Source organism: Streptomyces sp. MMCC 100 (assembly GCF_041538145.2).
GTDB lineage: Bacteria > Actinomycetota > Actinomycetes > Streptomycetales > Streptomycetaceae > Streptomyces.
The window spans coordinates 3,378,197-3,401,278 of the sequence record NZ_JBGORK020000001.1 but is presented as its reverse complement, the minus strand read 5'-3'; the positions used below and the strand labels follow the sequence as shown (position 1 = coordinate 3,401,278).

Here is a 23,082-nt window from a genome sequence, read left to right as displayed (position 1 = left end):
ATGACCGAGGCATCCGCCCGGCTGGCCACCGAGCTCGCCCAAGGCGGACCGGGACGGCCCCGCACGAGGATCTCGGTGCTGCGCTCGGGGTGGCCGCTGATGCTGCGCGCGACGGCACCGCTTGCCGCCACCCCGGCCACGGCCTGGGTCTGCCGCACGGCCGACGCCGCCCGCGTCCATCTCGCGGCCGGCGCGGCGGGACCGCTCGGCGGCGACCGGCTGCGCCTGGAGGTCCGGGTGGGGCCCGGCAGCGCTCTCGTACTGGGCGAGATCGCCACCACCCTGCTGCTGCCGGGAACCCACGGCGGTCAGTCGCGCCTGGACGTCCGCATCCACGTGGGCGCGGGTGCCGCCCTGGCCTGGCTCCCGGAGCTGGTGATCGCCGCCCGGGGCTGCCGGCATGTCACGGACACCCGGGTCGTGCTGGAGCCGGGCGCCCGGCTCGTCCTGCGTGAGGAAGTGCTGTTCGGCCGGCACGGCGAGCCCTGCGGCCGGTTCCGCCAGCGGGTTCGCGTCGAGACCGGGGGCGGCCCGCTCTACGACCAGGAACTCGGCGCGGGCCCGGCGGCGCCCGGATGGGACGGCCCGGCCGTTACCGCGGGGCGGGCCGCGGCCGGGACTCTCCTGGTCGTGGACCCCGGCCGCCCGGCGCCCGACGACACCGCTCCCGGCGCGTGCCCCGAACCCGACACGGCCCTCATGGAGCTGTCCGGCGGGGGGATGCTGTTCAGCGCTCTCGCCCCCGACACGGCTGTCCTGCGGCGGCGGCTGGACGGCGCGGCGGCGCGTCTGCTGGGCCGCGCGCACGAGCCCGCGGCCCTCCGGCCGGCCGCCGTGTGACCGGATCAGCCGGCCCGCTCGACGCTCCAGCGCGGCAGCATCTCGAAGAAGGCGACGGCGTCCTCGCGCCACCGAGGCCGCCAACGGGCCGCCACCAGGCGGGCCTGCTCGGCGTACTGCCGCATGTCGGCGCGCATCCGGTCGGCGACGCCGACACGCTCGCCGATCGCGCGAATCTCGGCGATGGTCTCCGGGGTGCAGGCATGATTGCCCAGGGCCTCGTTCACGAAGGCCCGCTCGGAACCGCTCACGGCGGACAGCAGGCGGACGACGGTGTACGTGTGCCTGCCCTCGCGGATGTCGGTGCCGGTCGGCTTCCCCATCGCCTCCGCGTCACCGAACAGGTCCAGGTAGTCGTCGCGCATCTGTCCGCAGATGCCGATCAGGCGGGCGTAGTCGCGCAACTCGGACTCGTGGGCGGCCGGTTGCTCGCCGGCGGCCAGCAGTCCCAGGCGCATGGGTGCGAGGACGGAGTAGCGGGCCGACTTGTGGTCGGCGACGGCGTGCAGGACGTCGTCGCCCGGCGGGGTGTCGGTGAAGTCCCGTTCCAGGTCGACGATCTGCCCCACGAAGGTGTCCGCGGCGGCCCGCGTCTGGACCTCGACCATGGCCTGCCGCACCCCGAGCGGCAGCCCGGCGTCCAGCAGCACCCGCAGGCTCAGGGCGAGCGCGAGGTCGCCCGCGAGCACGGTGAGCCCCAGCGCCGCCCGCGGGTGCGCGGGAAACCGCTCCCGGTAGGCGTAGTACGTGGTGGGGCCGCCCCGGCGAGTGGCGCTGTCGTCGATGAGGTCGTCGTGCACCAGGCCGTGGGTCTGGAGCAGTTCGACGCTCAGCGCGGCGGCGTCCAGCCCTTCGACGGGTTCCCCGGTGACGAGGCGGGCGGCCTCGTACAGCAGCACCACCCGCATCCGCTTGCCGCCCCGCATCGACAACTCGCGCAGCAACTCCAGGCACTCCGGTGCGAAGCGGCTGAACGCCGGTATTTCCAGCACCGCCCCCAGCTCGTCGAAGTACTCGGCGAAGAGCTTCTCGAACCTCCGCTGATGCCCGACGAGCCGGTCCGGCAGCCGCTCGACGCTCACGAAGTCCTCCTGGGGTGGGGCGGATGACACGCACGCAGTGTGTCAGGAGGCTCGGAGTGCCGAACGGTGCGGGTCGAGGTCGTCGCAAACCGGGATAAATGGTCGTTGGAGTTGAAGAAGGTGTGGGCATACCTCCATCCTTCCTTCATGTCTCTCGCGTCTGCCGCCTCCGAACTGTCCGACCTGCGCGACTACGCCTTCGAATGGGCGCTGGTCGACGTGGAGACATCCGGTCTGGTGCCGCGCCGCGACCGGGTGCTGTCCGTGGCCGTGGTGACACTGGGACCGGACGGCGAGCAGACCGGGGAGTTCTCGACCCTGCTGAATCCCGGGTGCGATCCGGGGCCGGTGCACGTGCACGGCCTGACGGCCGAGCGGCTGCTCGGGGCACCGGCCTTCGACCAGGTGGCCGGGCGGATCGGCGCGCTGCTGGAGGGCCGGGTGCTGGTCGCCCACAACGCCCAGTTCGACTACGACTTCCTCGCCCACGAGTTCGCGCGGGCGCGGCTGCGGCTGCCCGTGGCCAGGCGGCTGTGCACCCTGGCCCTGAACCGGCGCGTCGACCCGCCGACCGACGACCTGAAGCTCGGCACGCTCGCCGCGCACTACGGCGTGCCCCAGCTCAAGGCGCACGACGCGCTGGACGACACCCGGGTACTGGCCGGTGTGCTGCGCGCCTCGCTGCGGGAGGCGGCGGAGCTCGACCTGCCGCTGCCCCTGGTGGCCTGCCCGCCGCGGCAGGACCCGCGGTTCGCGCCGCAGCCGCCGAAGACGCCGTGCGCCTTCCGCAACCCGGGACGGCTCACCACGGGCGGGCCGCTGATGCAGGGCATGAAGGTCGCCGTCACCGGGGAGACCCGTACCGCCCGGGCGGACCTGGTGCTGCGGGGCGTCGCGGCGGGGCTCAACATGATGACCTCGGTGAGCAAGCACACCAGTGCGCTGGTCACCAACGACCCCGCCGGAGGCTCGGCCAAGGCGCGCCGGGCACGCGCCGAAGGCGTCCCGGTGATCGACGAGTCGGCTTTCCTGCGGCTGCTCGGCGATGTCCGCCCCGGCACCTCGCACGAGGGGGCGGCGGTCCCCGACCCCGTGCAGGCCCCGCACGCCGTGCCGACCCCCGAAGCCGTGCCCGCCCCGGAGCCGGCGCCCGCGTCCTCCCCCGCGCTGCCGGCCGTGCCGACGCCACGCGAACCGTCCCCGAGCGAGGCCGCCGCTGGTCCCGACCCCGGCAAGAAGCGCGCCGCCAAGCCGCGCGGGCCGCTCTCCGGGCGGCGGGTCCTCGTGCTCGGCGGCACCCACCCCGACGCGGTCGCCGCCCGCACCCGCGTCGTCGAACTCGGCGGGGCCGCGGCCATCAACCTCTCCGCCGGCGTCACCGACGTGGTCGTCCTCGACGGCGGCCACACCGACCGCCGGCTCCCCAGGATCACCGCGCTGCTCCTGCCCGTCCATGACGCCGCTTGGCTGGTCGCACCGGTGGTCACGGAGACGTCGGGGGCGGGTGGCAGGCGCGCGGCCGCCCACGTGCTGCCGCGCGGTGGCGTCGTCGACCTTCCCCTGCCGAAGGGGCGGGGACCGGCGAACCGCTGGACGGTCACCGCTTCCTGGGCCCAGCAGACGGCGTGCGAGATCGACGTGGTGGCCTTCGTGCTGGACGAGGACGAGCAGGTCTCCTTCGACGAGGACTTCGTCTTCTACGGTGCCCCGGAGAACCCGGGCGGCACGGTGCGGCTGCTGAGCGACGGCCCGACCGAGCAGACCGTCAGCGTGGACCTCGCCGCGCTGCCGCCCTCGGCCCGCAAGGTCGTCGTCGCCGCCGCGATCGACGGCTCCCCCGCCTTCGGCGACGTGGGCGCCCTGCACATCGTCTCCGGCCCCGGCACCAGCGCGGCCGCCCTCGTCCAGGCCACGCTGGACGCGGCCACCACCGAGCGCACGATGCTGCTGGCGGAGATCTACCGGCGCGGGCAGGGCTGGCGGCTGCGGGCCGTCGGCCAGGGCTACGACCACGGCCTCGGCGCCCTCGCCCGGGGCTACGGCGTCGACGTGGCCGACTGATCCCAGCCGGGTGCACGCGCGTACACGCCACGGCCCGGCCCCCGCCGAAGCGGGGCCGGGCCGGGATGCGCGCGTCCGCTCAGCCCTGGCGGGCCTTGAAGCGCGGGTCCTTCTTGTTGATCACGTAGGTCACGCCACGGCGGCGCACCACCTGCGCGCCGGGCCTGGCCTTGAGCGACCGCAGGGAATTACGCACCTTCATGGGTCTCTCCTCGCTCGGTCGTGCCGTCGTGCCGTCGCGTCGCTCAGCGTTCCTCGCGGAACGGCACGTGCTCCCCCGCCACCGGGTCGTACTTGCGCAGGACGAGCCGGTCGGGGTCGTTGAGCCGGTTCTTGCGCGTCACGTAGGTGACGCCGGTCCCCGCCGTCGACTTCAGCCTGACGACCGGGCGTGCGGTACTGCGTGCCATGGGTGCTCCTTCCGACCGAAAGCGCGGCAGCCGTTCTGACCCGCGCATGTCAGTCACACCGGCTCAACACCGTCCCCCGCCCGTGCATTCCCCGCGTACCGGCCGGCCCCAGTCCCGGCTCAGCACTCCTGCCACAGCCGGGTCATCACCCGCACCCCGAAGCGCAGCCCCTCCAGCGGCACCCGCTCGTCGACGCCGTGGAAGAGCCGGCCGTAGTCGAGGTCGTGGGGCAGCTTGAGCCCCTTGAAGCCGAAGCAGCGGATGTCCAGCTTGGTGAAGGCCTTGGCGTCGGTGCCGCCCGGGTTGCAGTACGGCACGGGGTGGCCCTCGGGGTCCTCGGCGCGTACGGCGGCGCACATGGCCTCGACGAGCGGGCCGTCGAAGGCGGTCTCCATCGCGATGTCGTGGTTGACCCACTCCCGGGACACCGAGGGCAGGAGCAGGGCGTCGATGGTGTCGATCAGCTCCTGCTCGTGGCCGGGCAGGAAGCGGCCGTCGACGCGGGCGGTGGCCCGGCCGGGGATGACGTTGGTCTGGTAGCCGGCCGTGAACATGGTGGGGTTGGCCGAGTTGCGCAGCACGACCTGCATGAAGTCGGCCACATGGCCCAGCTTGGCCAGTTCGGCGTCCAGGTCCTCGGCGTCGAGGTCGAGGTCGACCCTCTGGAGGCGGGCGGCCTCGGCGAGCAGGGCGCGCACCGGTTCGATCAGCCGGACGGGGAAGGTGTGCCGGCCGATGCGGGTGAGGGACTCGGCGAGGTCGGTGACGGCGTTCTCGTCGTTCGGGGAGGACCCGTGCCCGGCACGCCCGGCGGCCGTCAGCTCCATCCACGCCATGCCGCGCTGGGCGTTCTCGATCGGGTACAGGCGCCGGGTGTCGTCCAGGGCGTAGCTGAAGCCGCCGCCCTCGCCGATCGCCTCGGTGACGCCCGCGAACAGGTCGGGCCGGTGCTCGACCAGCCAGTGGGCGCCGTACTTGCCGCCGGCCTCCTCGTCGGCGAGGAAGGCGAGGACGATCTCGCGGGCGGGCCGGGTGCCGGTGCGGGCGAAGTGCCGGGCGGTGGCCAGCATCACGGCCACCGTGTCCTTCATGTCGATCGCGCCGCGGCCCCACAGGTAGCCGTCGCGGATCTCCCCGGAGAACGGCGGCACCCGCCACTCGGCCGGGTCGGCCGGTACGACGTCCAGGTGGCCGTGGACCAGCAGCGCGCCGCGGGAGGCGTCGGTGCCGGGGATGCGGGCGACGACGTTGGCGCGGCCCGGGGCGCTCTCCACCAGTTCGGAGGCGATGCCGGCCTCGGCGAGCCTGTCCACGACCCAGTCGGCGCAGGCGCGCTCGTCGCTGGTCGGGTTGGAGGTGTCGAAGCGGATCAGCTCCGCGCACAGGTCGACTGCTTCCCGCTGCGCCTCCTCGGAGGCCGGAACGTCCGGAACGGGGCCGGGGACGGTGGTGCTCACGGTGCTCCTACGGTGGCCGTGCCGGAGGCGGCCGGGGTGGGTTCGGTGGTGTCGTCCAGGGCCGTGGTGCCGTACGTCCTGACCCAGCCGGCGAGGCCGAGGACGCAGTAGAGGACGAAGGCGGTCAGCAGGGAGTTCAGGGCGGGGATGCCGCCGTCGTAGAACTTGCCCACGCAGAAGGCGACGGCCCAGATGACCAGGGACATCGGCACCCAGGTCGGCGAGGTGGCGGGCAGGGTGCCCGACTCCCGGGTGGCGTCCAGGGGTGCCCGCATGCGGCGCACCACCCAGTACTCGGCGACGATGATGCCGCCCACCGGCGGGATGGCGACGCCCAGCACGGACAGGAAGTCGGTGAAGTGGGTCATCATGCCGACGGCGGAGAGCAGGGTGCCCGCGATGCCGAGGACGATGGTGACCGCGCCGCGGTGCACGCGCTTGCCGAAGACGACCTGGAAGAAGTTGACGACGCCGAGCGAGGAGCCGTACAGGTTCCAGTCGTTGATCTTCGCGGTGGACATCAGGACGACGAGCACGCCGAAGACGCCGGAGGTGGAGAGCACGATCTGGGAGACCTGGCCGCTGCCGACCATGTGGCCGAGCAGGACGCCGGTGAGACCGACGATGTACTCGGAGAGGATCATCGACGAGGCGCTCTGCAGGAAGACGTGGCTGCCCTTGCGGTTGTAGCGGGTCATCTCCGGGGAGACGATCGCGCCGGTCATGAAGCCGCCCGCGATGGCGGTCGCGGCGACGGCGAGCGGGATGGTCTCGCCGGGCGCCGGGGAGTGGATCAGCTCGGAGAACGAGTGGTCGCTCAGCGCGTCGGTGACCGACCAGGCGACCATGGCGAAGAACAGCGGCGTGACGATCTTCGCGAAGACGGCCATGTACCGGAAGCCGAAGATCACCAGCACGGTGATGGCGACACCGGCGGCCGTGCACCACAGCCAGGAGGGACCGCCGACGAGCGCGGACACGCTGTCGCCGAAGATCGTGTTCTGTACGCCGAACCAGCCGACGAGGCTGACCGAGATGACCAGGCTGACCAGCGCGGAGCCGTTGCGGCCGAAGCCCGCCCAGCGGGTGAGCAGCGGGGTGGCCAGACCCTCGCGCATGCCGGCGAGGCCGATCGCGAAGATCACGACCTCGAGGATCACCGCGCCGAGGGTGAAGGCGAGGAACGCGTCGCCGAACGTCATCCCGACGCCGATGGTGGCACCGAGGGTGAACTGCGAGATGGAGCCGGACTGCGCGAGCCACTGCAGCAGCATCGTCCAGAAGCCGAGCCGTTTGTCGCGCGGGACGCGGGAGAGGGCGTAGTCGTCGCTGCCCACGGCTCCGGTGGCCGCTTCTCCGGCGGGGTTCTTGTGCGTGGTCATGATCACGATCCCCCGGGTTCGCGGCCGAGGGTCTGCAGCCGGGTCAGCGAGCCGTAGCGGGACACGAGGGCGTCGAACTCCTGGTCGTCGTGGAAGTCGAGCTGTCCGCCGCCGTAGGCCTTCGCGGTCTCGACGGCGAACCGGGCGGCGGCCGCGATGTCGGTCTCGTGGCTGGCGCCCGTCTGACAGCCGGGCACCGCCGCCGCGGAGGTGATCGCGAGGCCGACGACGGGAGCCGCCGTCGCCGTGGCCGGCTGCAGGATCGAATTGATGTGGTGTACACCGTTACCGTACGGGGTGATGTCCTGGGTGGTCACCGGGTACGTGACCAAGGGCTCACCGGTCACCACGGCCAGCAGCTCACCGAGCCGCTCGCTCACCTTGAGCACCCAGCCCTCCTTGACGGTGGGCGACAGGGCGAGGCCCTTGTGGTTGATGATCCGGTTGCCCTTGGTGGTGTCGACGGAGAGCACGGCCTCCATCTCGCCGGTGACCTCGTGCCGGTTCATGGTCGCGATGTCGACGGGCGAGTCCATGAACGGCACCGGGTCGTGCGGCGCGGTCGGCGCGGTCGGGCAGATGTGCGTGGCCACGATCACATCACCGTCGAGCACGTCGCCCCGGCGGCGCATGTCGAGCAGCTTGGCGGCGGTGGCGAGCGCCGCGACGGCGCCGTCCGCGTCGGAGACCAGGCCGACCGCCTCCGGTCGCGCCCCGACGCCACCCAGCCGCCCCACCACGCCGAGCGTCCGCGCCGCACCGCCGCTGGTACGGCCGGCCCGGCCCGGTATCCGCACGAGCACGAAGTCCGTCGAGCCGCGCTCGCCGGTGACGGTGGTGACCTCGGCGCCGGAGCCCTCGGGGCCCGCCACGGAGTCGAGGTGGGCGGCGACGCGCTTGCCGTCGACGTCGGGATCGTCGAGCAGATCCACGAGGTCCAGGACGTACTTCAACATGGGCAGTTCTCCTGATCCGCACCGGGGGCGGTGCTCACAGCAGGTTCGGGATCGACTAGCGTTGTCCGCAACTGTTTCCCGTTATCTGCAATACGGGTCTGAATGGTGAGATGCGAGGGAGAGGAGCCGTCATGCCCGGTCGATCCGTCGAGCCCGTGGACCGCAGGACGCCGGCCGGGGCGCTGCAGACCGTCGACCGCGCCCTGCTGGTGCTGCTGGCGTTCGAGCGCACCCGTCCGGACTGGGGCGTCACCGAGATCGCCGCGGAGTTCGGCTGGGACACCTCGGTCGCCCAGCGGCTGCTGTCCACGCTCGCGGGCCGCGGCTTCCTGGTCTCCGACCCGGCGACCCGCCGTTACCGGATCGGCCCGGCCGCCCTGCGCCTGGGCCGCCTCTGGGAACGCTCGGGCTCCCTGGAGCTGCTCGCGGAACCGGTGCTGCAGGAGCTGCGGGCCGCCACCGGTGACACGGTGCTCTTCTGCCTGCCCGACAGCTTCCACATGCGCTGTGTCGCCGCCGTCGAGGGCGAGGAGGGGCCGCTGCGCTACTACCCGCTGGTCGGCGAGCTGTACCCGGCGCACGCGGGCGCCACCAGCAAGTCGTTCTACGCCTTCCTGCCCGACGAGCAGCGCCACCGGCTCTTCCGCGGGCGCCCGATGGCGCGCTTCACCGAGCGCACGGTCACCGACCCGGACCAGTTGGAGAGCGAGTTCCGCACCGTCCGCGCGCAGGGCTACGCGTGGACGGTCGGCGAGTACGACGCCGGCATCGGCACGGTCGCCATGCCGGTGTTCCTCGGCTCGGAGCCCTACGGAAGCCTCAGCCTCGGCGCCGCCAAGGAGCGCTTCCCCGAGGGGCCCGAGGACCGGCTGGAGGTGCTGCACCGCGCCGTCCGGCTGCTGGAGCAGCGCCTGACGCATCCGCCCCAGCACCACCGGCGTCCGCGTTCACCACGCACGTCCCCCACCGCCTGACCGACCGATCCACCGTCTGCGAGGACCGACCCCGTGAATCTCCTGCTCCTGTCCAACTCCACCCAGCACGGCCGCGGCTACCTGGAACACGCTCTCGACACCGTGACCGGCTTCCTGCCGGCCGGGGCCCGGCTGGCCTTCGTCCCGTACGCGCTCGCCGACCACGACGCCTACACCGCCCGGGTCCGGGGCGCGCTCACCGACGCCGGGATCGAGGTGCGGGGCGTGCACGAGGGCGGCGATCCGCTCGCCCGGCTCGGCGAGGCGGACGCCGTGTTCGTCGGCGGCGGCAACTCCTTCCGGCTGCTCTCCGCGCTGTACCGCACGGGGCTGCGGGAGGCGCTGATCAAGGGCGTGGCCGACGGGTTGCCGTACATGGGTGCCAGCGCCGGGACCAACATGGCGGCGCCCTCGCTGCGCACCACCAACGACATGCCGATCGTCGAGCCGCCGTCCTTCGAGACGCTCGGCCTGGTCCCGTTCCAGATCAATCCGCACTACCTCGACCCGGACCCCGACTCGACGCACAAGGGCGAGACCCGCGAGGAGCGGCTCAGGGAGTTCCTGGAGGAGAACGACGTTCCCGTGCTGGGCCTGCGCGAGGGTTCCTGGCTGCGGGTCGAGGGCGACCGGGCCGTGCTCGGCGGCGAGCGCGACGCCCGGCTGTTCCGGCGGGGCGCGGAGCCGCGCGAGTGCGCGGTGGGCTCGGACCTGTCCGAACTGCTCGACGTCCGGTCCGAGTTCGACACCCGCGACTGACAAAGCGGTCTGTCAAAGGCGCCTCGTCGACAATAGCCTGGTGCGGCAAGGCCGTTGTCGACCGAGGAGCCCCATGTCCACCGCGCAGCAGGTACCCGACATCCTCTCCCCCGAGTTCGCGGCGAACCCGTATCCGGTCTACCGGACGATGCGGGACAGCGCGCCCCTCATCCGGCACGAGGCCACTCAGAGCTGGATCGTCTCGCGCTACGAGGACGTCGAGCGCGTCTTCAAGGACCGCGGCGGTCAGTTCACGACCGAGAACTACGACTGGCAGATCGAACCCGTGCACGGCAGGACGATCCTCCAGCTGAGCGGCCGGGAGCACGCGGTCCGGCGTGCCCTGGTCGCCCCGGCCTTCCGCGGGGCCGACCTCCAGGAGCGGTTCCTGCCGGTGATCGAGCGCAACTCCCGTGAGCTCATCGACGCCTTCCGGCACACCGGCCGCGCCGATCTGGTCACCGACTACGCCACCCGGTTCCCCGTCAACGTCATCGCGGACATGCTGGGCCTGGACAAGGCCGACCACGACCGGTTCCACGGCTGGTACACGTCGGTCATCGCGTTCCTGGGCAACCTCTCGGGGGACCAGGAGGTCGCCGCCGCCGGTGCGCGCACCCGGGTGGAGTTCGCCGAGTACATGTTCCCGATCATCCGGCAGCGCCGCGAGAGGCCGGGCGACGACCTGCTGTCCACGCTGTGCGCCGCGGAGGTGGACGGGGTCCGGATGAGCGACGAGGACATCAAGGCCTTCTGCAGCCTGCTGCTCGCGGCGGGCGGTGAGACCACGGACAAGGCGATCGCCGGCATCTTCGCCAACCTGCTGGCGCATCCGGAGCAGTTGGCGGCCGTGCGCGAGGACCGGAGTCTGATTCCACGTGCCTTCGCCGAGACGCTCCGCTACACCCCGCCGGTGCACATGATCATGCGTCAGACGGCGACGGACGTCACGCTGAGCGGCGGCACGATACCCGCCGGTGCCACCGTCACCTGCCTGATAGGCGCGGCCAACCGGGACGGGAGCCGTTACCGCGACCCGGACCGCTTCGACATCATGCGTGACGACCTCACCGCGACGACCGCCTTCTCGGCCGCCGCCGACCATCTCGCCTTCGCGCTCGGCCGGCACTTCTGCGTCGGGGCGCTGCTGGCGAAGGCCGAGGTCGAGATCGGGGTCGGACAGCTCCTGGACGCCCTGCCCGACCTGCGCACGGAGGACGGGTTCGAAGTGGTGGAGCGGGGCGTGTTCACCCGGGGCCCGCAGTCGCTGCCGGTGCGCTTCACACCCGTGGCCCGATGACCCGTGGCCTGACGGCCGGCGCGCCGGCCGTCAGGCCNCGACCGCTGGAACGGCGGCCTGTTGGTGGCGGGCACCCCGGGCAACCGGGAGCAGTACGCCAACGACCGGGCCGACATCATCACGGCACCGGCGCGCCGGCCGTCAGGCCACGACGGGAGTGAAGAGGGCGGGCAGGGCCGTCAGACCGCGCATCCAGATGGACGGGCGCCAGGTCAACTCCTCGGGCTCGACCGCGAGTACGAGGTCGGGGAGGTGCTCCAGCAGGGTCTCGACCGCGGTGCGGGCGATGACGTCGGCGAGCAGGGGCGCCGGGTACGGGCACCGGTGCTCGCCGTTGCTGAAGGACAGGTGCGCGGAGTTCTCGGCGCCGACGTGTGCCTCGGGCCAGAGCTGCGGGTCGGTGTTGGCCGCGGCGAGGCCGAGCACGAGGCAGTCGCCGGCCCGGATCTGCCGGCCGCCCAGCTGGGTGTCGTTGACGGCCCAGCGGCCGATGAAGTTCTGCGTCGGGGTGTCCAGCCACAGCACCTCGTTGAGGGCCTCTCCCACGCTGAGGCGGCCGCCGGAGACGTTGAGGGCGAAGCGTTCGTCGGTGAGCAGCAGCCGGAGCGTGTTGCCGATCCAGTTGGCGGTGGGCTGCTGGGCGGCGGCGATGACGGAGATCAGGTCCTGGACCGTCTCCTCGTCGGTCAGTCCCGCCGGGTGGGTCAGCATCCGGGAGGTGACGTCGGGTCCGGGGCGTTCGCGCTTGTGGCGGACCAGTCGGTGGATGCGCTCGCCCACGCGCGTGTAGGCGGCGACCGGGTCGTCGCCCTCGGCCGCGTCGAGGGAGATGCGCAGGTCCTCGACGAGCTGATGGGTCTCGGCGCCGTTGTGGGGCATCCCGCACATGCGCACGGCGGCGAGCATGGGCAGGGGGTGTGCGTAGCCGCTCATCAGTTCGGCCCGGCCGCTGCCGGCGAAGGCGGCGATGAGCCGGCCGGCGAGCTGCCGGCAGTCCCGGGCCAGCTCGAACTGGTCGATGCCGGCCAGTGCCTGGGTGATGACGCCGGCCCGCCGCCGGTGTTCCTCGCCCTCGGTGAACAGGACGGACGGCTGATGACCGACGTAGGGCAGCAGGGGCCAGTCGGGCGGGATGCTGCCCCACTGGTTCCAGCGGCGCGAGTCCCGGGCGAACAGGTCGTCGTGGCTGGTGACATAGCTGACCTCGGGGTAGCCGAGAACCAGCCAGGCGGGGATGCCGCCGTCGAGGAGCACGGGCGCGACGGGGCCGTGCTCGCCGCGCAGTCCGCGGTACAGCTCCGACGGTGTCTGCTGGTACTCCAGTCCGGCCAGCGGTACGGCGTCCGGGTGCGCGGGGCAGCCCGGCGCGGCGACGGGGTGGGGCGAGGGGTCGAGGTCGGTCACGATGCGCTCTCCTGGGCCAGGGCCAGTTGGTAGAGGTGGTCCACGAGGGTGACCAGCACGTTCTTGCCCGACGTCCGCACCCGCGCGTCGCAGTCGATCAGCGGCACGTGGTCGGGCAGCGCGAGGGCCAGCCGGATCTCGTCCAGGGAGTGCCGGGCGGTGTCGTCGTCGAAGCGGTTCACGGCCACCACGAAGGGGGTCCGGTGGTGTTCCAGCCGGTCTATCGCGTACCAGGAGTCGTCCATCCGGCGGGTGTCCACCAGGACGACCGCGCCGAGGGTGCCGGAGAACAGCCGGTCCCACAGGAACCAGAAGCGCTCCTGACCGGGGGCGCCGAACAGGTACAGCACCATGCGGTCGTTGAGGCTGATGCGGCCGAAGTCGAAGGCCACCGTGGTGGTGGTCTTCGCGGTGACCGAGCCGGTCTCGTCGACGCCGACTCCGGCCTGGGTCATGACCTCTTCGGTGTTGAGCGGCCGGATCTCGCTCACGGAGCGGACGAGAGTGGTCTTGCCGACTCCGAAGCCACCCACGACGACGATCTTCAGCCCGGTCTCCGCGGCATCGGTCAGGGGCTTGCGTCCGGAGGGCGCGGTGGCTTCCGAGGCCGTGGTCGCGGCTGCGGAGGTCGTCGGGTCAGAGGTTGCGGAGCCCATGGAGCACCTCCTGGAGAAGGGCGGTATCGGGGTGCGACGCGGCGGTCTGGCCCAGGCGCGGATGGCGGGCGGTGATGGTTCCGGTGGCGAGCAGGTCGCCGAGCAGGATGCGGACCACCGTGATCGGCAGGGCCAGCTCGGCGGCGAGTTCCACCACGGCCGTGGGGTGCCGGCACAGGTCGAGGATGCGGACGTGTTCCGACTGCATGCCGGCCGACGGCCCGCACTCGGCGACCACCAGGGTGACGAGGTCGAACGAGTCGTCGGCGCGGCTGCGTCCGCCCGTGACCGTGTAGAGCCGGTCGGGTGCGCCGGTGTCCACGGGCCTGCGCGTCACGACGAGCTGCTCCCGGGGACGGCGTGGCGCGGCTCGGCCCTCAGATGGTCGCCGATCTGTTCGACCATCTCGGTCATCTGGTGGCCGACCACGCCGGGGTCGGCGTCCTCCACCGCGACGACGGCCAGGTGCGCGCCCTCGCCCGCCTCCACGATGAACAGCAGGCCACCGTGGAACTCGGTCATGGAGTGCCGCACGCCGCCGGTTCCGTTGCCGAACTCGACCGAGGCTCCCTGGGCGAGGGCCTGGATGCCCGAGCAGATCGCGGCGAGCTGGTCGGCCCGGTCCAGGGTGAGGTGCTCGGTCCAGCAGAGCTTGAGGCCGTCGCGGGAGAGGACGAGGGCGTGGCGGGTACCGGGGGTGCGGTCCAGGAGGTTCTGCAGGAGCCAGGTGAGGCTGTTGTCGGTGGTCTGCATGGTGGGTGCGGGGACGGTGGTTCCTGGTGCTGCGGTCACCGGCCCGTTCCTCCAATCTCACGAGCGACACGAGCGATAAGGGCGAGAGGCGGGGCGAGGGGGGCCGAGGGGGACCGGCATGCGCCGTACGGTGCGATGCGGTGCCGACACGGGCGCCGGTCCTACCCCCTAGTCCGGGGCGGGCGGTTCGGACTCCGGCGCCCCGCCGGCCGCCCCGGACCGCCGCCCGCGGTGGAAGGCGCCGAAGCTGGCCCCGGCGTCGCGGTGGGCGTAAGCCGCCGGGTCGGCGGGCTGCCGGTGGTGGTCCCGCCGTTCGCGCTCGGCCTCGGCCATGGTGCGGCCCGGGGAACGCACGGGCAGGCCGCCCGGCGTGGCCGGTGCGGGGCCGGGTCGCGCCGCCTGTGGGGGCAGGCCGGTCCGCTCCACCGGCCGGACGTCCGGGACGCGCCGCGTGAGTGCCGGGGCTTCCGCGGCAGGGGCGGGACCGGGGACGGTGGAGGCGACGCCACCGCCGAAGGTACGGCCGGTCAGGGCGGGGCCCGGGTCCCGTTGCTGGGCGAGCAGCTGGGGCGGCACCAGGACGACGACGCCCGTGCCGCCGCGTGACGAGGGCCGGTAGCTCACGCCGACGCCGTACTTGGCGGCCAGCCGCCCCACCACGGCGAGGCCGAGGCGCGTGCCCTGCAGCGAGGCCAGGTCGTTCATCCGCCCCGACACCGCCTCTTCGGCGTGGCGCATGGCGGCGTCGGCCATCTTCAGTCCGCTGTCCTCGATGGTGACGACGATTCCGGCGGTGCGTTCCTCCACGTAGACGTGGACCTCGTCGATGGGCGGCGAGAAGTTGGCGGCGTTGTCCATGAGTTCGGCCAGCAGGTGCATGACTCCCTCGGCCGCGTAGCCGGAGATCGCGGCGTTGGTGGAGCAGTGCATCCGGACCCGCTGGTAGGCGGCGATCCGGCCGACGGCGCCGCGCAGGATGCTCTCCATCACGATGGGCCTGTTCCAGGCACGGCTGGAGCGTCCGCCCATCAGGAGGGCCAGGCGGTCGGTGATGAGGCCGAGCTGCGAGGTGCTGTGGTCCAGGCGCAGCAGATCGCCGAGGACTTCCTCGCCGTGACGATCCTGCATGTCCCTCAGGTCGGCGAGCATGCTGACGGCCTTGGCCTGGACGCGGCTGAGGGACTTGGCGGAGGCGGCCTGCGCGGCGGCGGTGCGCCGTTCGCTGTGGGCCAGTTCCCGGACGAACAGCTCGGCGCAGGCACGCGCCCCGGCCCCCCGCGGCCACTCCAGCTCGGCGAGGATGATCTCCGCCGAGGTGCCGTCCCGCAGTTTCTCCACCGCGGCGGGCAGGGTGCTGTTCGTCAGCTGCTCCAGCTCGGCGGTGCCCCTGCGCGCCTCCTGCACCGCCTGCTGCCGCCGTGACTCGGCGTCCGCGGCCTGCCGTACGGCGTCCTCCACCAGTACGGCGAAGCTCTGGACGATCTGACGCAGGTGGGGACCGGAGGCGGGAGCGGTGTTGGCGACGGCCTCGTCCGCGCCGGAACCGTCGCGCACTTGCTGCGCGATGCCCGGCAACGCGACGTTGACCAGGTGTACGAGGCCGGCGTTCTCCTGCGCGAGCTGGGCCTTGAGGGCGCCGATCTCCGACCGCCGGGCCACCGCCGTCCGGCGTGCCCGTCCGACCAGGTAGGAGCCAAGGCCGACGGACACGGCGACGCACAGCCAGGACGTGACGGCGAGGGTCGCGGTCCAGCTGCGGGCCGCCTCCGGAGCGGCCGCCCAGGCGGCGCCCGCGGCCGCGGCGGCGGCCGGCAGCACGAGCAGCGGGATGGCTGGGGTGGAGCGGCGGGGTTTCTGCGTCCGGGGCGGGGTGGGGGGTGCAGACACTGACATTCCGCGGTCCCTCGGGTCCTTGAGAGCGGGGAGAAGGCCGGTCGACCTGGGGCGGCCGCGGGCCGGAGCCGTGCCACCGGGTGAGTCGTGATCACTCCGGCGGGCTTGCGGCTCATGCTAGTCACGGCGTTGACCGCACATGCCGGACCGACCGCAGACCCCACCGAGGAGCGAACTTTCCCGACATCTTGCCAATCGAACGCACCGATGTGGTACAGGCGTTCTGCCTGGGCCGGACGTTCCAGGCGGACGTTCCAGGCCGGACGTTCAAGGCAGATGTTCAAGGCAGACGTTCAAGGCCGGATGTCCCGGGGCGGACGTCGTGGGACCGGGGGTCGCCGAGCGGCTGCCGCTCAGTCGCCCAGATGGCGGGCGAGTGCCCGCGCGACCTCCCGCGCGGCGGGTGCCGTCCAGCGCCTGCGGTGCCGGGCGAGCCGTACCGGCGCGTCGGGGAAGCCGGGTCCCTCGACCCGCACCAGGCGCCCGCGCCGCAGTTCCTCCGTCACCGTGGTCAGGGGCAGCAGGGTCAGCCCCAGCCCGGCCGCGACGCAGTTGCGCGCCGCGTCCACGCTGCCGAACCTGGTCAGCCTCGGCCTGCCGTCCGGCACCTCCAGCAGCCGGCGGGCCAGCGCGTCGCTGTAGGAGCAGCCCTCTTCCAGCAGGAAGTACGTCTCCCCCGCGAGTTCCGGCCAGCTCGCCGTCCGCGCCCGGCCGGCCAGGGGGTGTCCGGGAGCGGCGACGAGGACGAGCGGCTCGCGGCCGACCGGTTCTGACGTCACGTCGGGGAACTCCGCCTCCTCCAGCAGCAGGGCGAGGTCGAGGCGTCCGGACCGCAGTCCCTCCACGCACTCCCGGGTCCCGGCCGCGTACAGGTGGACGTCCACCTCGGGGTGGCTCGTGCGCAGGGCGGCGACCAGACCGGGCAGCCGGCTCGCGCACAAGGACTCCGGACTGCCGATCACGACCCGCCCCGACACGGCACCGCCGTCGTCGCTCCCGGCCCGCAGCCGCGCCACCGCGTCGAGCACCTCCTCGGCCCGCTCCAGGAGCCGGCGGCCGGCGTCGGTGAGCAGCGCGCCGGTGGGCAGGCGGTCGAAGAGCCGCACACCGAGGTCCTGTTCGAGGGCGCGGATGTGCACGGTGACCGTGGACTGGGCCAGATGCAGTTCGGCCGCGGCGGCGGTGAAGCCGCCGGTGCGGGCGAGCACGGTGAAGGTCGTCAGCAGCCGGGTGTCCACGGGAGCCAGGGTATGCGGTTTTCCGATGGAGGGGATCACGAACGATCGTTGGACACGATCAACCCCGGCTGGCAGCGTGGCCGTCATGACGACAGAGATCCTGCGCTACGCGGCCTTCACCCACGACCCGGCGGGCGGAAACCCGGCCGGGGTGGTCCTCGACGCGTCCGGGCTGGACGACACGGCGATGCTCGCGATCGCCGCCGAGGTGGGCTACTCCGAGACCGCGTTCGTCACCGGCAGCGACGTGGAGCGACGGCGGTTCGAGGTCCGCTACTTCAGTCCGCTCGTCGAGGTGGCGTTCTGCGGTCACGCGACGGTCGCGCTGGCCGTCGCCCTGGCCGAGCGGCTGGGCCCCGGCGAGATCGTCCTCGACACGCCCGCCGGTGAGATCCCGGTGTCCACCGCGGCGACGGGAGTGGGGCTGTGCGGGCCACCCTCACCAGCGTGCCGGCGCGGTCGCGCCCGGCTCTCCCCGCCGAACTCGACGCCACGCTGCGGGCGCTCGGCTGGACTTCCGCCGACCTGGACCCCGCCCTGCCCGCCCATGTGGCGTTCGCGGGCAACGACCACCTCGTTCTCGCGGCCGCGTCCCGGGCCCGGCTGGCCGACCTCGACTACGACTTCGACGCGCTCGCCGTGGTCATGCGGCGGTACGGCTGGACGACGGTGGACCTGGTGTGGCGCGAGTCGGCGGAGCGCTTCCATGCCCGCAACCCGTTCCCCGTCGGCGGTGTCGTGGAGGACCCGGCGACGGGCGCGGCCGCCGCGGCGTTCGGCGGGTACCTCCGCGAGCTGGATCTGGTCACCCGGCCGGGCACGATCGCGGTCCGCCAGGGTGAGGACATGGGCCGGCCCAGCGAGCTGGTGATCCAGGTGAGTCCGCGCGATCCGCGCACGCGGGTCACGGGTCAGGCCGTGCCCGTCCCCGGGGCATCCGTCTGAGACCGCCCCGCAACACCGTCTGGGCGACTGTGGGATGCGGTGGGACCCGACTCCGGTTCGGATGGGTGCCATGCGCAGACCCATAACCGTGGCGAAACGCCACTCACGCCTGCTCACCTCAGGCGTCATCCTCGCCGCCCAGTCACTCCTCCTGACCCTGTCCGCGGTCCCGGCCTCGGCCTCGGCCTCGGCCTCGGCCGACGACACCCGGACGCCCGCTCGTGGTACCGCGCACATGGGCGCGGGTGTCCTCGCCCACGAAGGGGTCCAGGGCCGGCCCGTCGGCACCCGTGTCGCCCAGACGGAGGGTGTGGACGTCTCCAGCCATCAGGGCAACGTCGCCTGGTCGACCCTCTGGAAGAGCGGCGTGAAGTGGGCCTATGTGAAGGCCACCGAGGGGAACTCCTACCGGAACCCCTACTTCGCCCAGCAGTACGGCGGTTCGTACGACGTCGGCATGGTCCGCGGCGCGTACCACTTCGCGACCCCGGACACCGCCGGCGGCGCCGCCCAGGCCGACTACTTCGTCGACCACGGCGGGGCCTGGTCCAAGGACGGCAAGACGCTGCCGGGCGTCCTCGACATCGAGTACAACCCGTACGGGGCCACCTGTTACGGGCGGACGCACAGTCAGATGGTGAGCTGGATCCGGGCCTTCCTGGACCGGTACAAGGAGCGCACCGGCCGCAACGCCGCCATTTACACCTCCACCAACTGGTGGACGCAGTGCACCGGGAACTACAGCGGTTTCGGCGCGAGCAACCCGTTGTGGATCGCCCGGTACGCCTCGACCGTGGGGGCGCTCCCGGCCGGCTGGGACTTCCACACGATGTGGCAGTACACCTCGTCCGGGCCGACCGTCGGGGACCACGACAAGTTCAACGGGGCGCTGGACCGCGTCAAGGCCCTGGCCAACGGCTGACGCGGTCCGGTGGAGCGCCGGCCGCCGGTTCAGCGGCCGGTGAGGGTGCCCAGGATGTCGGCGACCTGCTCGCGCACCACGTCCCGGGCCCCGGCGGGCAGGGCACCGATGTCCGTCCGCTCGAGGGTGTGCAGGGCCTCGTCGGCACCCGCGTCGCACGTAGTGGTCTCGCTGAGCACGTCGTAGCCGTCGCGGACGGCGACGCGCAGCCGGTGCCGGCCCTCGCCGTCGGCGTGCACAGCGGTGGCGACCACCAGGGGCGGCGGGCCGCCGGCTTCGGCGGGCTGCTTGCGGTAGCCGCTGGCCACGGGGGTGCGCCAGCGCAGACCGAGCAGCAGGTGACGCTTCGCCATCACCTCGGCCAGGTCCGTCTCGTAGGGGCGGTCGGGGCCCAGCACCGTGGCGCGGGCGTCCAGTACGAGGGCCGCGGGCAGCAGGCAGCGCAGGCTGCTGCCGACGAGGTTGCCGCCGACGGTGGCCGTCCGGCGTACCGCTCCGGTGCCCACCGAGCCCGCCGCCCGGCGCAGTACCTCCGGTACCCGGTCGTCTATGCGGTGCAGCACCACGGCCGCGCCCAGCGACTCGGGTTCGACGGTGGTCGCCTCCGGCAGCCCGCGCAGCGACATGGCCAGCTCCGGGAAGCCGTCGCGTTGCCAGGTGGCCCACACGAGCGTGGCCCCGCCGATGGGCACCGCCCCCTGCGCCATGCACTCCTGTGCTTCGGACACGGACGTGGGCTGACGCAACAGCATGGCGATCGACCTGCTTCCCGGGAGTCGGCGGCCGGACGACACCGCGTCTTCCGCCAGGTGATCACGGTCAGTGGGATTGTCCGTACCGCGGAGGGGGCGCGTACAGAGCTCACTCGTTTCCCGTGTGCGCCCTTCACGCGCCGCCCCGTCACACCAGCGTGGCGAGGAACTCCAGCAGCGCGGCGTTGAACCGGTCGGGCTGCTCGGCGCCCGGGAGATGGCCGGCCTTCTCGACGACGGCCAGGGTGGAGTGCGGGACCAGGCGGTGGATGGACTCCGCCTCCGCCACGGGGGTGTAGACGTCGTCCGCTCCGACGACGACGAGGACGGGCGCCTCCACGGCGGCCAGGACGTCCCGGTAGTCGGGGCGTTCGGCCCGTCCGCGCAGCGCCGCCGCGGCGCCGCGGGGGTCGGTGGCGCACATCATCTCCAGGACGCGGGCGGCCACGTCCGGCATCTCGGTGACGTTGTAGGCGGCGAGCATCTTGTCGATGACCTCGTGCGCGTAGCCGTCCATGCCCTCGGCCAGGAGCCGGTCGGCGAGCCGGTTGCGGAACTCCTTGCCTTCGGGCGTCTCCGCGGGTGCGGAGGTGTCGGACAGGACGAGTGCCCGTACCCGCCGCGGGTGGCGGAGCTGGAACTCCATGGCGATCTGACCGCCCATGGAGACACCGCCGACCACCGCGCGCTCGATCCCCAGGTGGTCCAGGAGCCCGGCGAGGTCGTCGGCGAAGTCGGCGAGCAGAACCTTGCCCGAGCTGACGCTGCTGCGGCCGTAACCCCGCAGGTCGGGAGTGAGGACCCGGTGACCGGCCGCCGCCAGTGCCGTGGCCTGCGGCGCCCACAGGGTGCGGTTGAAGGGGTGGCCGTGGATCAGGAGGACCGGGAGCCCGCCGCCGGGGCCGAAGTCGTCGTACTCGAGCGTGGCGCCGCGCACGGTTGTGGAGTTCATCCACGGAACCCTAGGTCCAGTACGGAGGGTGGCGTACGTCGTCTCACGGGCCGAGCAGCGCGTCGGCCAGTTCGGCGCTCAGTCGCTCGCCGTCCTTGCGGACCAGTGCGGGGACCTGTGCGTTCCACGCCGCCGCGGCACGCTCCAGGGCCTCGGCCCAGGCCCTCCGGGCGCGGCGCCCCATCACCGCCGCGGCGAGGGGCAGGAGCGGGCGGGCGACGGAGCGGCCCCTGACCCGCGCCTTCACGGTCACCCGCCAGCGTCCGTCCGGGGCGGGGCACGGTACGACCGTGACGGTGACGCGGGCGAGTGCGTGCGTCAGGGTTCCGCTCAGGGGGGCGCGGGAAGGGTGGCGGCCATCGCTCGTCGCCTGCCACCATCTGCCGAGGTCGAGGTGCGCGCGTCCGGTGCCGCCCAGGTACTTCTCCCGCTTGCCGTCGCTCGGGCGCAGCGTCGCCGACAGCAACGCCTCGCGCGGCCGTTCGGCACTCGTGAGCCTGAGGACGCAGTCCAGTCGGGCGGGGTGGCTCGGGTCGTCCTCGACGGTGACGACCTCCAGCGCGGTCTCCCGGCGGCGGTCCCAGGCGAGCACGGTGAGGCACTGGTCCGCGTCCGGTTCCCCGTCCTTCTCGTTCACGGGCCGGTACCGCGCGCCCGGCCGCAGGTGCCGACCCTGTGCCAGCACCAGGCCGGGCAGTGGACGGCCGTCGGGCAGCCGCAGGCGCGCTCCCTCGACGTCCGTGCCCTCCGCCAGGTCGTGCAGCGTGGCGACGCACGACTCGAACCAGCGGCGCGGCACGGGGACCAGGGTCACGGTGTGCTGAAAACGGGCCATGCGGCGAGGATGGACGCCCGGAGGGTGCCGCGTCACGAGGGCGGCCGGGCAATGAGGGGGCGACGCTGGCTGCCGGTTTCCGGACGTCGGCGCGGTGCGGGCGGCGTCAGCGTCCGTCCGTCTCCGGACGCCGCGCGACGAACACCAATTCCCGGCCCTCGCGGTCGGGGGCCCCACGCACCTCCCGCAGCACGTACCCCTGTTCGGTCAGGTCGGCCGCCACCTCGTCCCGCTCGCGGAAGCGCAGCGTGGAGTCGGAGGTCAGCACTTCGCCGTCCGCGCCGAAGACGTAGGTCCACCGGAAGGTGACCAGCGGTCCGCTCACGTCCAGGAGCCGGCACCAGCTCTCGACGGTGCCCGTACCGGGGACCTCCGCCACCTGGTGGGTGTGTTCGCGGGTCCACTCCTCCCAGGCGCGCCGGGCCGGGTCCCGCGTCTCGAACACCAGGTGCCCGCCGGGCCGCAGGGCCTCGTACGCGCCGCGCAGCGTCCCCTGCCACGCGGCCCGGCCGGCGATCGCCTGGGCGACGTTCGCCGTCATGGTCGCCAGGTCGACGCGCAGCGCGGGGAGCGAGGTGGCGTCGCCCTCGATCCAGCGCACCCGGTCGGCGCCCGTCCTGCCCCGGGCCACGTCGAGACTGGCCCCGGCGGGGTCGGCGCCGACGACGTCCAGGCCGCGGCCGGCCAGCAGCAGGGCGAACACCCCGGTTCCGCAGCCGATGTCCAGCACGCTCCGTGCGCCGAACTCGTCGGCCATGCGCAGGTACGGGCCGAGGTCGCCGCGGTCGGCCTCGAACACGTCGTAGAGCGCGGCGAGCCGCGGATGCCGGAAGCACTCGTCAGCCATACGGCCGACGATAGCGCCGGGTCTGCCGGGGAACAGGGGTAGGCATGCGCGCACTCGTCATCAACTGCACTCTCAAGCCCTCGCCCCAGCCGTCGAACACGGAAGCCCTCGCCGCCACGGTCATCGCGGCGCTCAAGGGCCACGGGGCGGAGGTGGACGTCGTACGGGCCGTCGACCTGAACCTGAAACCGGGGGTCGAGACCGACATGGGCGACGGGGACGACTGGCCGGACGTGCACGAGAAGCTGCTGGCCTCGCAGATCCTGGTCATCGCGTCGCCGACCTGGCTCGGCCGCCCCTCCTCCGTCGCCCAGCGGGTCCTGGAACGCATGGACGCCATGCTCAGTGAGACCGACGACGAGGACCGCCCGGTCGCCTACAACCGTGTCGCCGGCGTCCTGGTCACCGGGAACGAGGACGGCGCCCACCACGTCATCAGCGAGATCAGCGGCGGGCTCGCGGACATCGGCTACACCATTCCCGGCCAGGCCTGGACCTACTGGCATCTCGGCCCCGGTCCCGGTCCGGACTTCCTCGACGACGAGCGCGGCCACGACTGGTCGGTGTCCACCGGCCGGGCCATGGCGTCCAACCTCGTGCACGCGGCACGCGCGCTCGGTGCGATGCCGCTGCCGGCTCCGCCGTCCTGATGGCGGCGCCGCCC

The 23,082-nt window shown here is 72.9% G+C and carries 23 protein-coding genes and 1 pseudogene; 8 read left to right on the top strand and 16 right to left on the bottom strand.

From position 1 onward, the window contains the following. A complete protein-coding gene (locus ABS735_RS15855) occupies positions 1-840 on the top strand; it encodes an urease accessory protein UreD (protein WP_373905529.1) in 840 nt (279 codons plus the stop codon). 5 nt (positions 841-845) lie between these two features. Here the strand turns inward: ABS735_RS15855 and ABS735_RS15850 are convergent, their stop codons facing one another. Then, the gene (locus tag ABS735_RS15850) at positions 846-1,922 is read right to left on the bottom strand and encodes a polyprenyl synthetase family protein (RefSeq protein WP_373906205.1); all 1,077 of its coding nucleotides are present in this window, start codon (positions 1,920-1,922) and stop codon (positions 846-848) included. Between the two features lie 147 nt (positions 1,923-2,069). Between ABS735_RS15850 and ABS735_RS15845 the strand changes: the two genes are divergently transcribed. Further along, a complete protein-coding gene (locus ABS735_RS15845) occupies positions 2,070-3,983 on the top strand; it encodes a TerD family protein (RefSeq protein WP_373905530.1) in 1,914 nt (637 codons plus the stop codon). A gap of 79 nt (positions 3,984-4,062) precedes the next feature. Here the strand turns inward: ABS735_RS15845 and ykgO are convergent, their stop codons facing one another. The 5 genes from ykgO to ABS735_RS15820 form a co-directional block, all read right to left on the bottom strand. Beyond that, positions 4,063-4,185: a type B 50S ribosomal protein L36 gene (gene ykgO, locus ABS735_RS15840; RefSeq protein WP_114533933.1), complete on the bottom strand. Its 123-nt coding sequence runs from the start codon at positions 4,183-4,185 to the stop codon at positions 4,063-4,065. 43 nt (positions 4,186-4,228) lie between these two features. Beyond that, positions 4,229-4,393 (bottom strand): 50S ribosomal protein L33, encoded by a 165-nt coding sequence (rpmG, locus tag ABS735_RS15835; protein ID WP_019330754.1) that lies wholly within the window; start codon positions 4,391-4,393, stop codon positions 4,229-4,231. A 119-nt stretch (positions 4,394-4,512) separates the two neighbouring features. Continuing rightward, positions 4,513-5,850: a M20/M25/M40 family metallo-hydrolase gene (locus tag ABS735_RS15830; RefSeq protein ID WP_373905531.1), complete on the bottom strand. Its 1,338-nt coding sequence runs from the start codon at positions 5,848-5,850 to the stop codon at positions 4,513-4,515. Continuing rightward, positions 5,847-7,232 (bottom strand): cytosine permease, encoded by a 1,386-nt coding sequence (locus ABS735_RS15825; RefSeq protein WP_373905532.1) that lies wholly within the window; start codon positions 7,230-7,232, stop codon positions 5,847-5,849. Before ABS735_RS15825 ends, ABS735_RS15830 begins: the two co-directional genes overlap by 4 nt. A gap of 2 nt (positions 7,233-7,234) precedes the next feature. Further along, positions 7,235-8,188: a DUF1177 domain-containing protein gene (locus ABS735_RS15820; protein ID WP_373905533.1), complete on the bottom strand. Its 954-nt coding sequence runs from the start codon at positions 8,186-8,188 to the stop codon at positions 7,235-7,237. A gap of 131 nt (positions 8,189-8,319) precedes the next feature. Between ABS735_RS15820 and ABS735_RS15815 the strand changes: the two genes are divergently transcribed. From ABS735_RS15815 to ABS735_RS15805, 3 genes are all read left to right on the top strand, one after another. Continuing rightward, positions 8,320-9,162: an IclR family transcriptional regulator gene (locus ABS735_RS15815; RefSeq protein ID WP_373905534.1), complete on the top strand. Its 843-nt coding sequence runs from the start codon at positions 8,320-8,322 to the stop codon at positions 9,160-9,162. Between the two features lie 33 nt (positions 9,163-9,195). Beyond that, positions 9,196-9,921: a dipeptidase PepE gene (pepE, locus tag ABS735_RS15810; RefSeq protein ID WP_373905535.1), complete on the top strand. Its 726-nt coding sequence runs from the start codon at positions 9,196-9,198 to the stop codon at positions 9,919-9,921. A gap of 73 nt (positions 9,922-9,994) precedes the next feature. Next, the gene (locus ABS735_RS15805; protein ID WP_373905536.1) at positions 9,995-11,221 is read left to right on the top strand and encodes a cytochrome P450; all 1,227 of its coding nucleotides are present in this window, start codon (positions 9,995-9,997) and stop codon (positions 11,219-11,221) included. Positions 11,222-11,362: 141 nt separating this feature from the next. On the opposite strand, the gene ABS735_RS15800 is transcribed toward ABS735_RS15805, so the two are convergent. From ABS735_RS15800 to ABS735_RS15775, 6 genes are all read right to left on the bottom strand, one after another. Further along, positions 11,363-12,625 (bottom strand): cytochrome P450, encoded by a 1,263-nt coding sequence (locus ABS735_RS15800; RefSeq protein WP_476755832.1) that lies wholly within the window; start codon positions 12,623-12,625, stop codon positions 11,363-11,365. Further along, complete coding sequence (locus tag ABS735_RS15795) at positions 12,622-13,281, bottom strand: GTP-binding protein (RefSeq protein ID WP_373905537.1); 660 nt, start codon at positions 13,279-13,281, stop codon at positions 12,622-12,624. Before ABS735_RS15795 ends, ABS735_RS15800 begins: the two co-directional genes overlap by 4 nt. Next, positions 13,262-13,618 carry a DUF742 domain-containing protein gene (locus tag ABS735_RS15790; protein WP_373905538.1) on the bottom strand — a complete coding sequence of 119 codons (357 nt, stop codon included), beginning with the start codon at positions 13,616-13,618 and terminating at the stop codon, positions 13,262-13,264. Before ABS735_RS15790 ends, ABS735_RS15795 begins: the two co-directional genes overlap by 20 nt. Then, complete coding sequence (locus tag ABS735_RS15785) at positions 13,615-14,034, bottom strand: roadblock/LC7 domain-containing protein (protein WP_061446693.1); 420 nt, start codon at positions 14,032-14,034, stop codon at positions 13,615-13,617. Before ABS735_RS15785 ends, ABS735_RS15790 begins: the two co-directional genes overlap by 4 nt. A gap of 168 nt (positions 14,035-14,202) precedes the next feature. Beyond that, on the bottom strand, positions 14,203-15,927 hold the full coding sequence (locus ABS735_RS15780; RefSeq protein ID WP_373905539.1) for a sensor histidine kinase: 1,725 nt from the start codon (positions 15,925-15,927) through the stop codon (positions 14,203-14,205). 353 nt (positions 15,928-16,280) lie between these two features. Beyond that, on the bottom strand, positions 16,281-17,165 hold the full coding sequence (locus tag ABS735_RS15775) for a LysR family transcriptional regulator (RefSeq protein WP_373905540.1): 885 nt from the start codon (positions 17,163-17,165) through the stop codon (positions 16,281-16,283). 85 nt (positions 17,166-17,250) lie between these two features. On the opposite strand from ABS735_RS15775, the pseudogene ABS735_RS15770 reads away from it, so the two are divergent. Both ABS735_RS15770 and ABS735_RS15765 read left to right on the top strand, forming a co-directional pair. After that, a pseudogene (locus tag ABS735_RS15770) lies at positions 17,251-18,110 on the top strand (PhzF family phenazine biosynthesis isomerase). Between the two features lie 70 nt (positions 18,111-18,180). Continuing rightward, on the top strand, positions 18,181-19,032 hold the full coding sequence (locus ABS735_RS15765; RefSeq protein ID WP_373905541.1) for a lysozyme: 852 nt from the start codon (positions 18,181-18,183) through the stop codon (positions 19,030-19,032). 29 nt (positions 19,033-19,061) lie between these two features. Here the strand turns inward: ABS735_RS15765 and ABS735_RS15760 are convergent, their stop codons facing one another. From ABS735_RS15760 to ABS735_RS15745, 4 genes are all read right to left on the bottom strand, one after another. Further along, on the bottom strand, positions 19,062-19,784 hold the full coding sequence (locus ABS735_RS15760; protein ID WP_373905542.1) for an FAD binding domain-containing protein: 723 nt from the start codon (positions 19,782-19,784) through the stop codon (positions 19,062-19,064). Between the two features lie 148 nt (positions 19,785-19,932). Next, positions 19,933-20,736: an alpha/beta fold hydrolase gene (locus ABS735_RS15755; RefSeq protein WP_373905543.1), complete on the bottom strand. Its 804-nt coding sequence runs from the start codon at positions 20,734-20,736 to the stop codon at positions 19,933-19,935. A 43-nt stretch (positions 20,737-20,779) separates the two neighbouring features. Then, positions 20,780-21,571 (bottom strand): hypothetical protein, encoded by a 792-nt coding sequence (locus ABS735_RS15750; protein WP_373905544.1) that lies wholly within the window; start codon positions 21,569-21,571, stop codon positions 20,780-20,782. Between the two features lie 106 nt (positions 21,572-21,677). Further along, a complete protein-coding gene (locus ABS735_RS15745) occupies positions 21,678-22,418 on the bottom strand; it encodes a class I SAM-dependent methyltransferase (RefSeq protein WP_373905545.1) in 741 nt (246 codons plus the stop codon). Between the two features lie 44 nt (positions 22,419-22,462). Between ABS735_RS15745 and ABS735_RS15740 the strand changes: the two genes are divergently transcribed. Continuing rightward, positions 22,463-23,068: a flavodoxin family protein gene (locus tag ABS735_RS15740; RefSeq protein WP_373905546.1), complete on the top strand. Its 606-nt coding sequence runs from the start codon at positions 22,463-22,465 to the stop codon at positions 23,066-23,068. Positions 23,069-23,082: the final 14 nt, after the last annotated feature.

Coding starts and splice junctions, on each gene's coding strand:
- ABS735_RS15855 (WP_373905529.1), top strand. CDS start 1: ATGACCGAGGCATCCGCCCGGCTGGCCACCGAGCTCGCCCAAGGCGGA.
- ABS735_RS15845 (WP_373905530.1), top strand. CDS start 2,070: ATGTCTCTCGCGTCTGCCGCCTCCGAACTGTCCGACCTGCGCGACTAC.
- ykgO (WP_114533933.1), bottom strand. CDS start 4,185: ATGAAGGTGCGTAATTCCCTGCGGTCGCTCAAGGCCAGGCCCGGCGCG.
- rpmG (WP_019330754.1), bottom strand. CDS start 4,393: ATGGCACGCAGTACCGCACGCCCGGTCGTCAGGCTGAAGTCGACGGCG.
- ABS735_RS15825 (WP_373905532.1), bottom strand. CDS start 7,232: ATGACCACGCACAAGAACCCCGCCGGAGAAGCGGCCACCGGAGCCGTG.
- ABS735_RS15820 (WP_373905533.1), bottom strand. CDS start 8,188: ATGTTGAAGTACGTCCTGGACCTCGTGGATCTGCTCGACGATCCCGAC.
- ABS735_RS15815 (WP_373905534.1), top strand. CDS start 8,320: ATGCCCGGTCGATCCGTCGAGCCCGTGGACCGCAGGACGCCGGCCGGG.
- ABS735_RS15805 (WP_373905536.1), top strand. CDS start 9,995: ATGTCCACCGCGCAGCAGGTACCCGACATCCTCTCCCCCGAGTTCGCG.
- ABS735_RS15795 (WP_373905537.1), bottom strand. CDS start 13,281: ATGGGCTCCGCAACCTCTGACCCGACGACCTCCGCAGCCGCGACCACG.
- ABS735_RS15785 (WP_061446693.1), bottom strand. CDS start 14,034: ATGCAGACCACCGACAACAGCCTCACCTGGCTCCTGCAGAACCTCCTG.
- ABS735_RS15780 (WP_373905539.1), bottom strand. CDS start 15,927: ATGTCAGTGTCTGCACCCCCCACCCCGCCCCGGACGCAGAAACCCCGC.
- ABS735_RS15765 (WP_373905541.1), top strand. CDS start 18,181: ATGCGCAGACCCATAACCGTGGCGAAACGCCACTCACGCCTGCTCACC.
- ABS735_RS15760 (WP_373905542.1), bottom strand. CDS start 19,784: ATGCTGTTGCGTCAGCCCACGTCCGTGTCCGAAGCACAGGAGTGCATG.
- ABS735_RS15755 (WP_373905543.1), bottom strand. CDS start 20,736: ATGAACTCCACAACCGTGCGCGGCGCCACGCTCGAGTACGACGACTTC.
- ABS735_RS15750 (WP_373905544.1), bottom strand. CDS start 21,571: ATGGCCCGTTTTCAGCACACCGTGACCCTGGTCCCCGTGCCGCGCCGC.
- ABS735_RS15745 (WP_373905545.1), bottom strand. CDS start 22,418: ATGGCTGACGAGTGCTTCCGGCATCCGCGGCTCGCCGCGCTCTACGAC.
- ABS735_RS15740 (WP_373905546.1), top strand. CDS start 22,463: ATGCGCGCACTCGTCATCAACTGCACTCTCAAGCCCTCGCCCCAGCCG.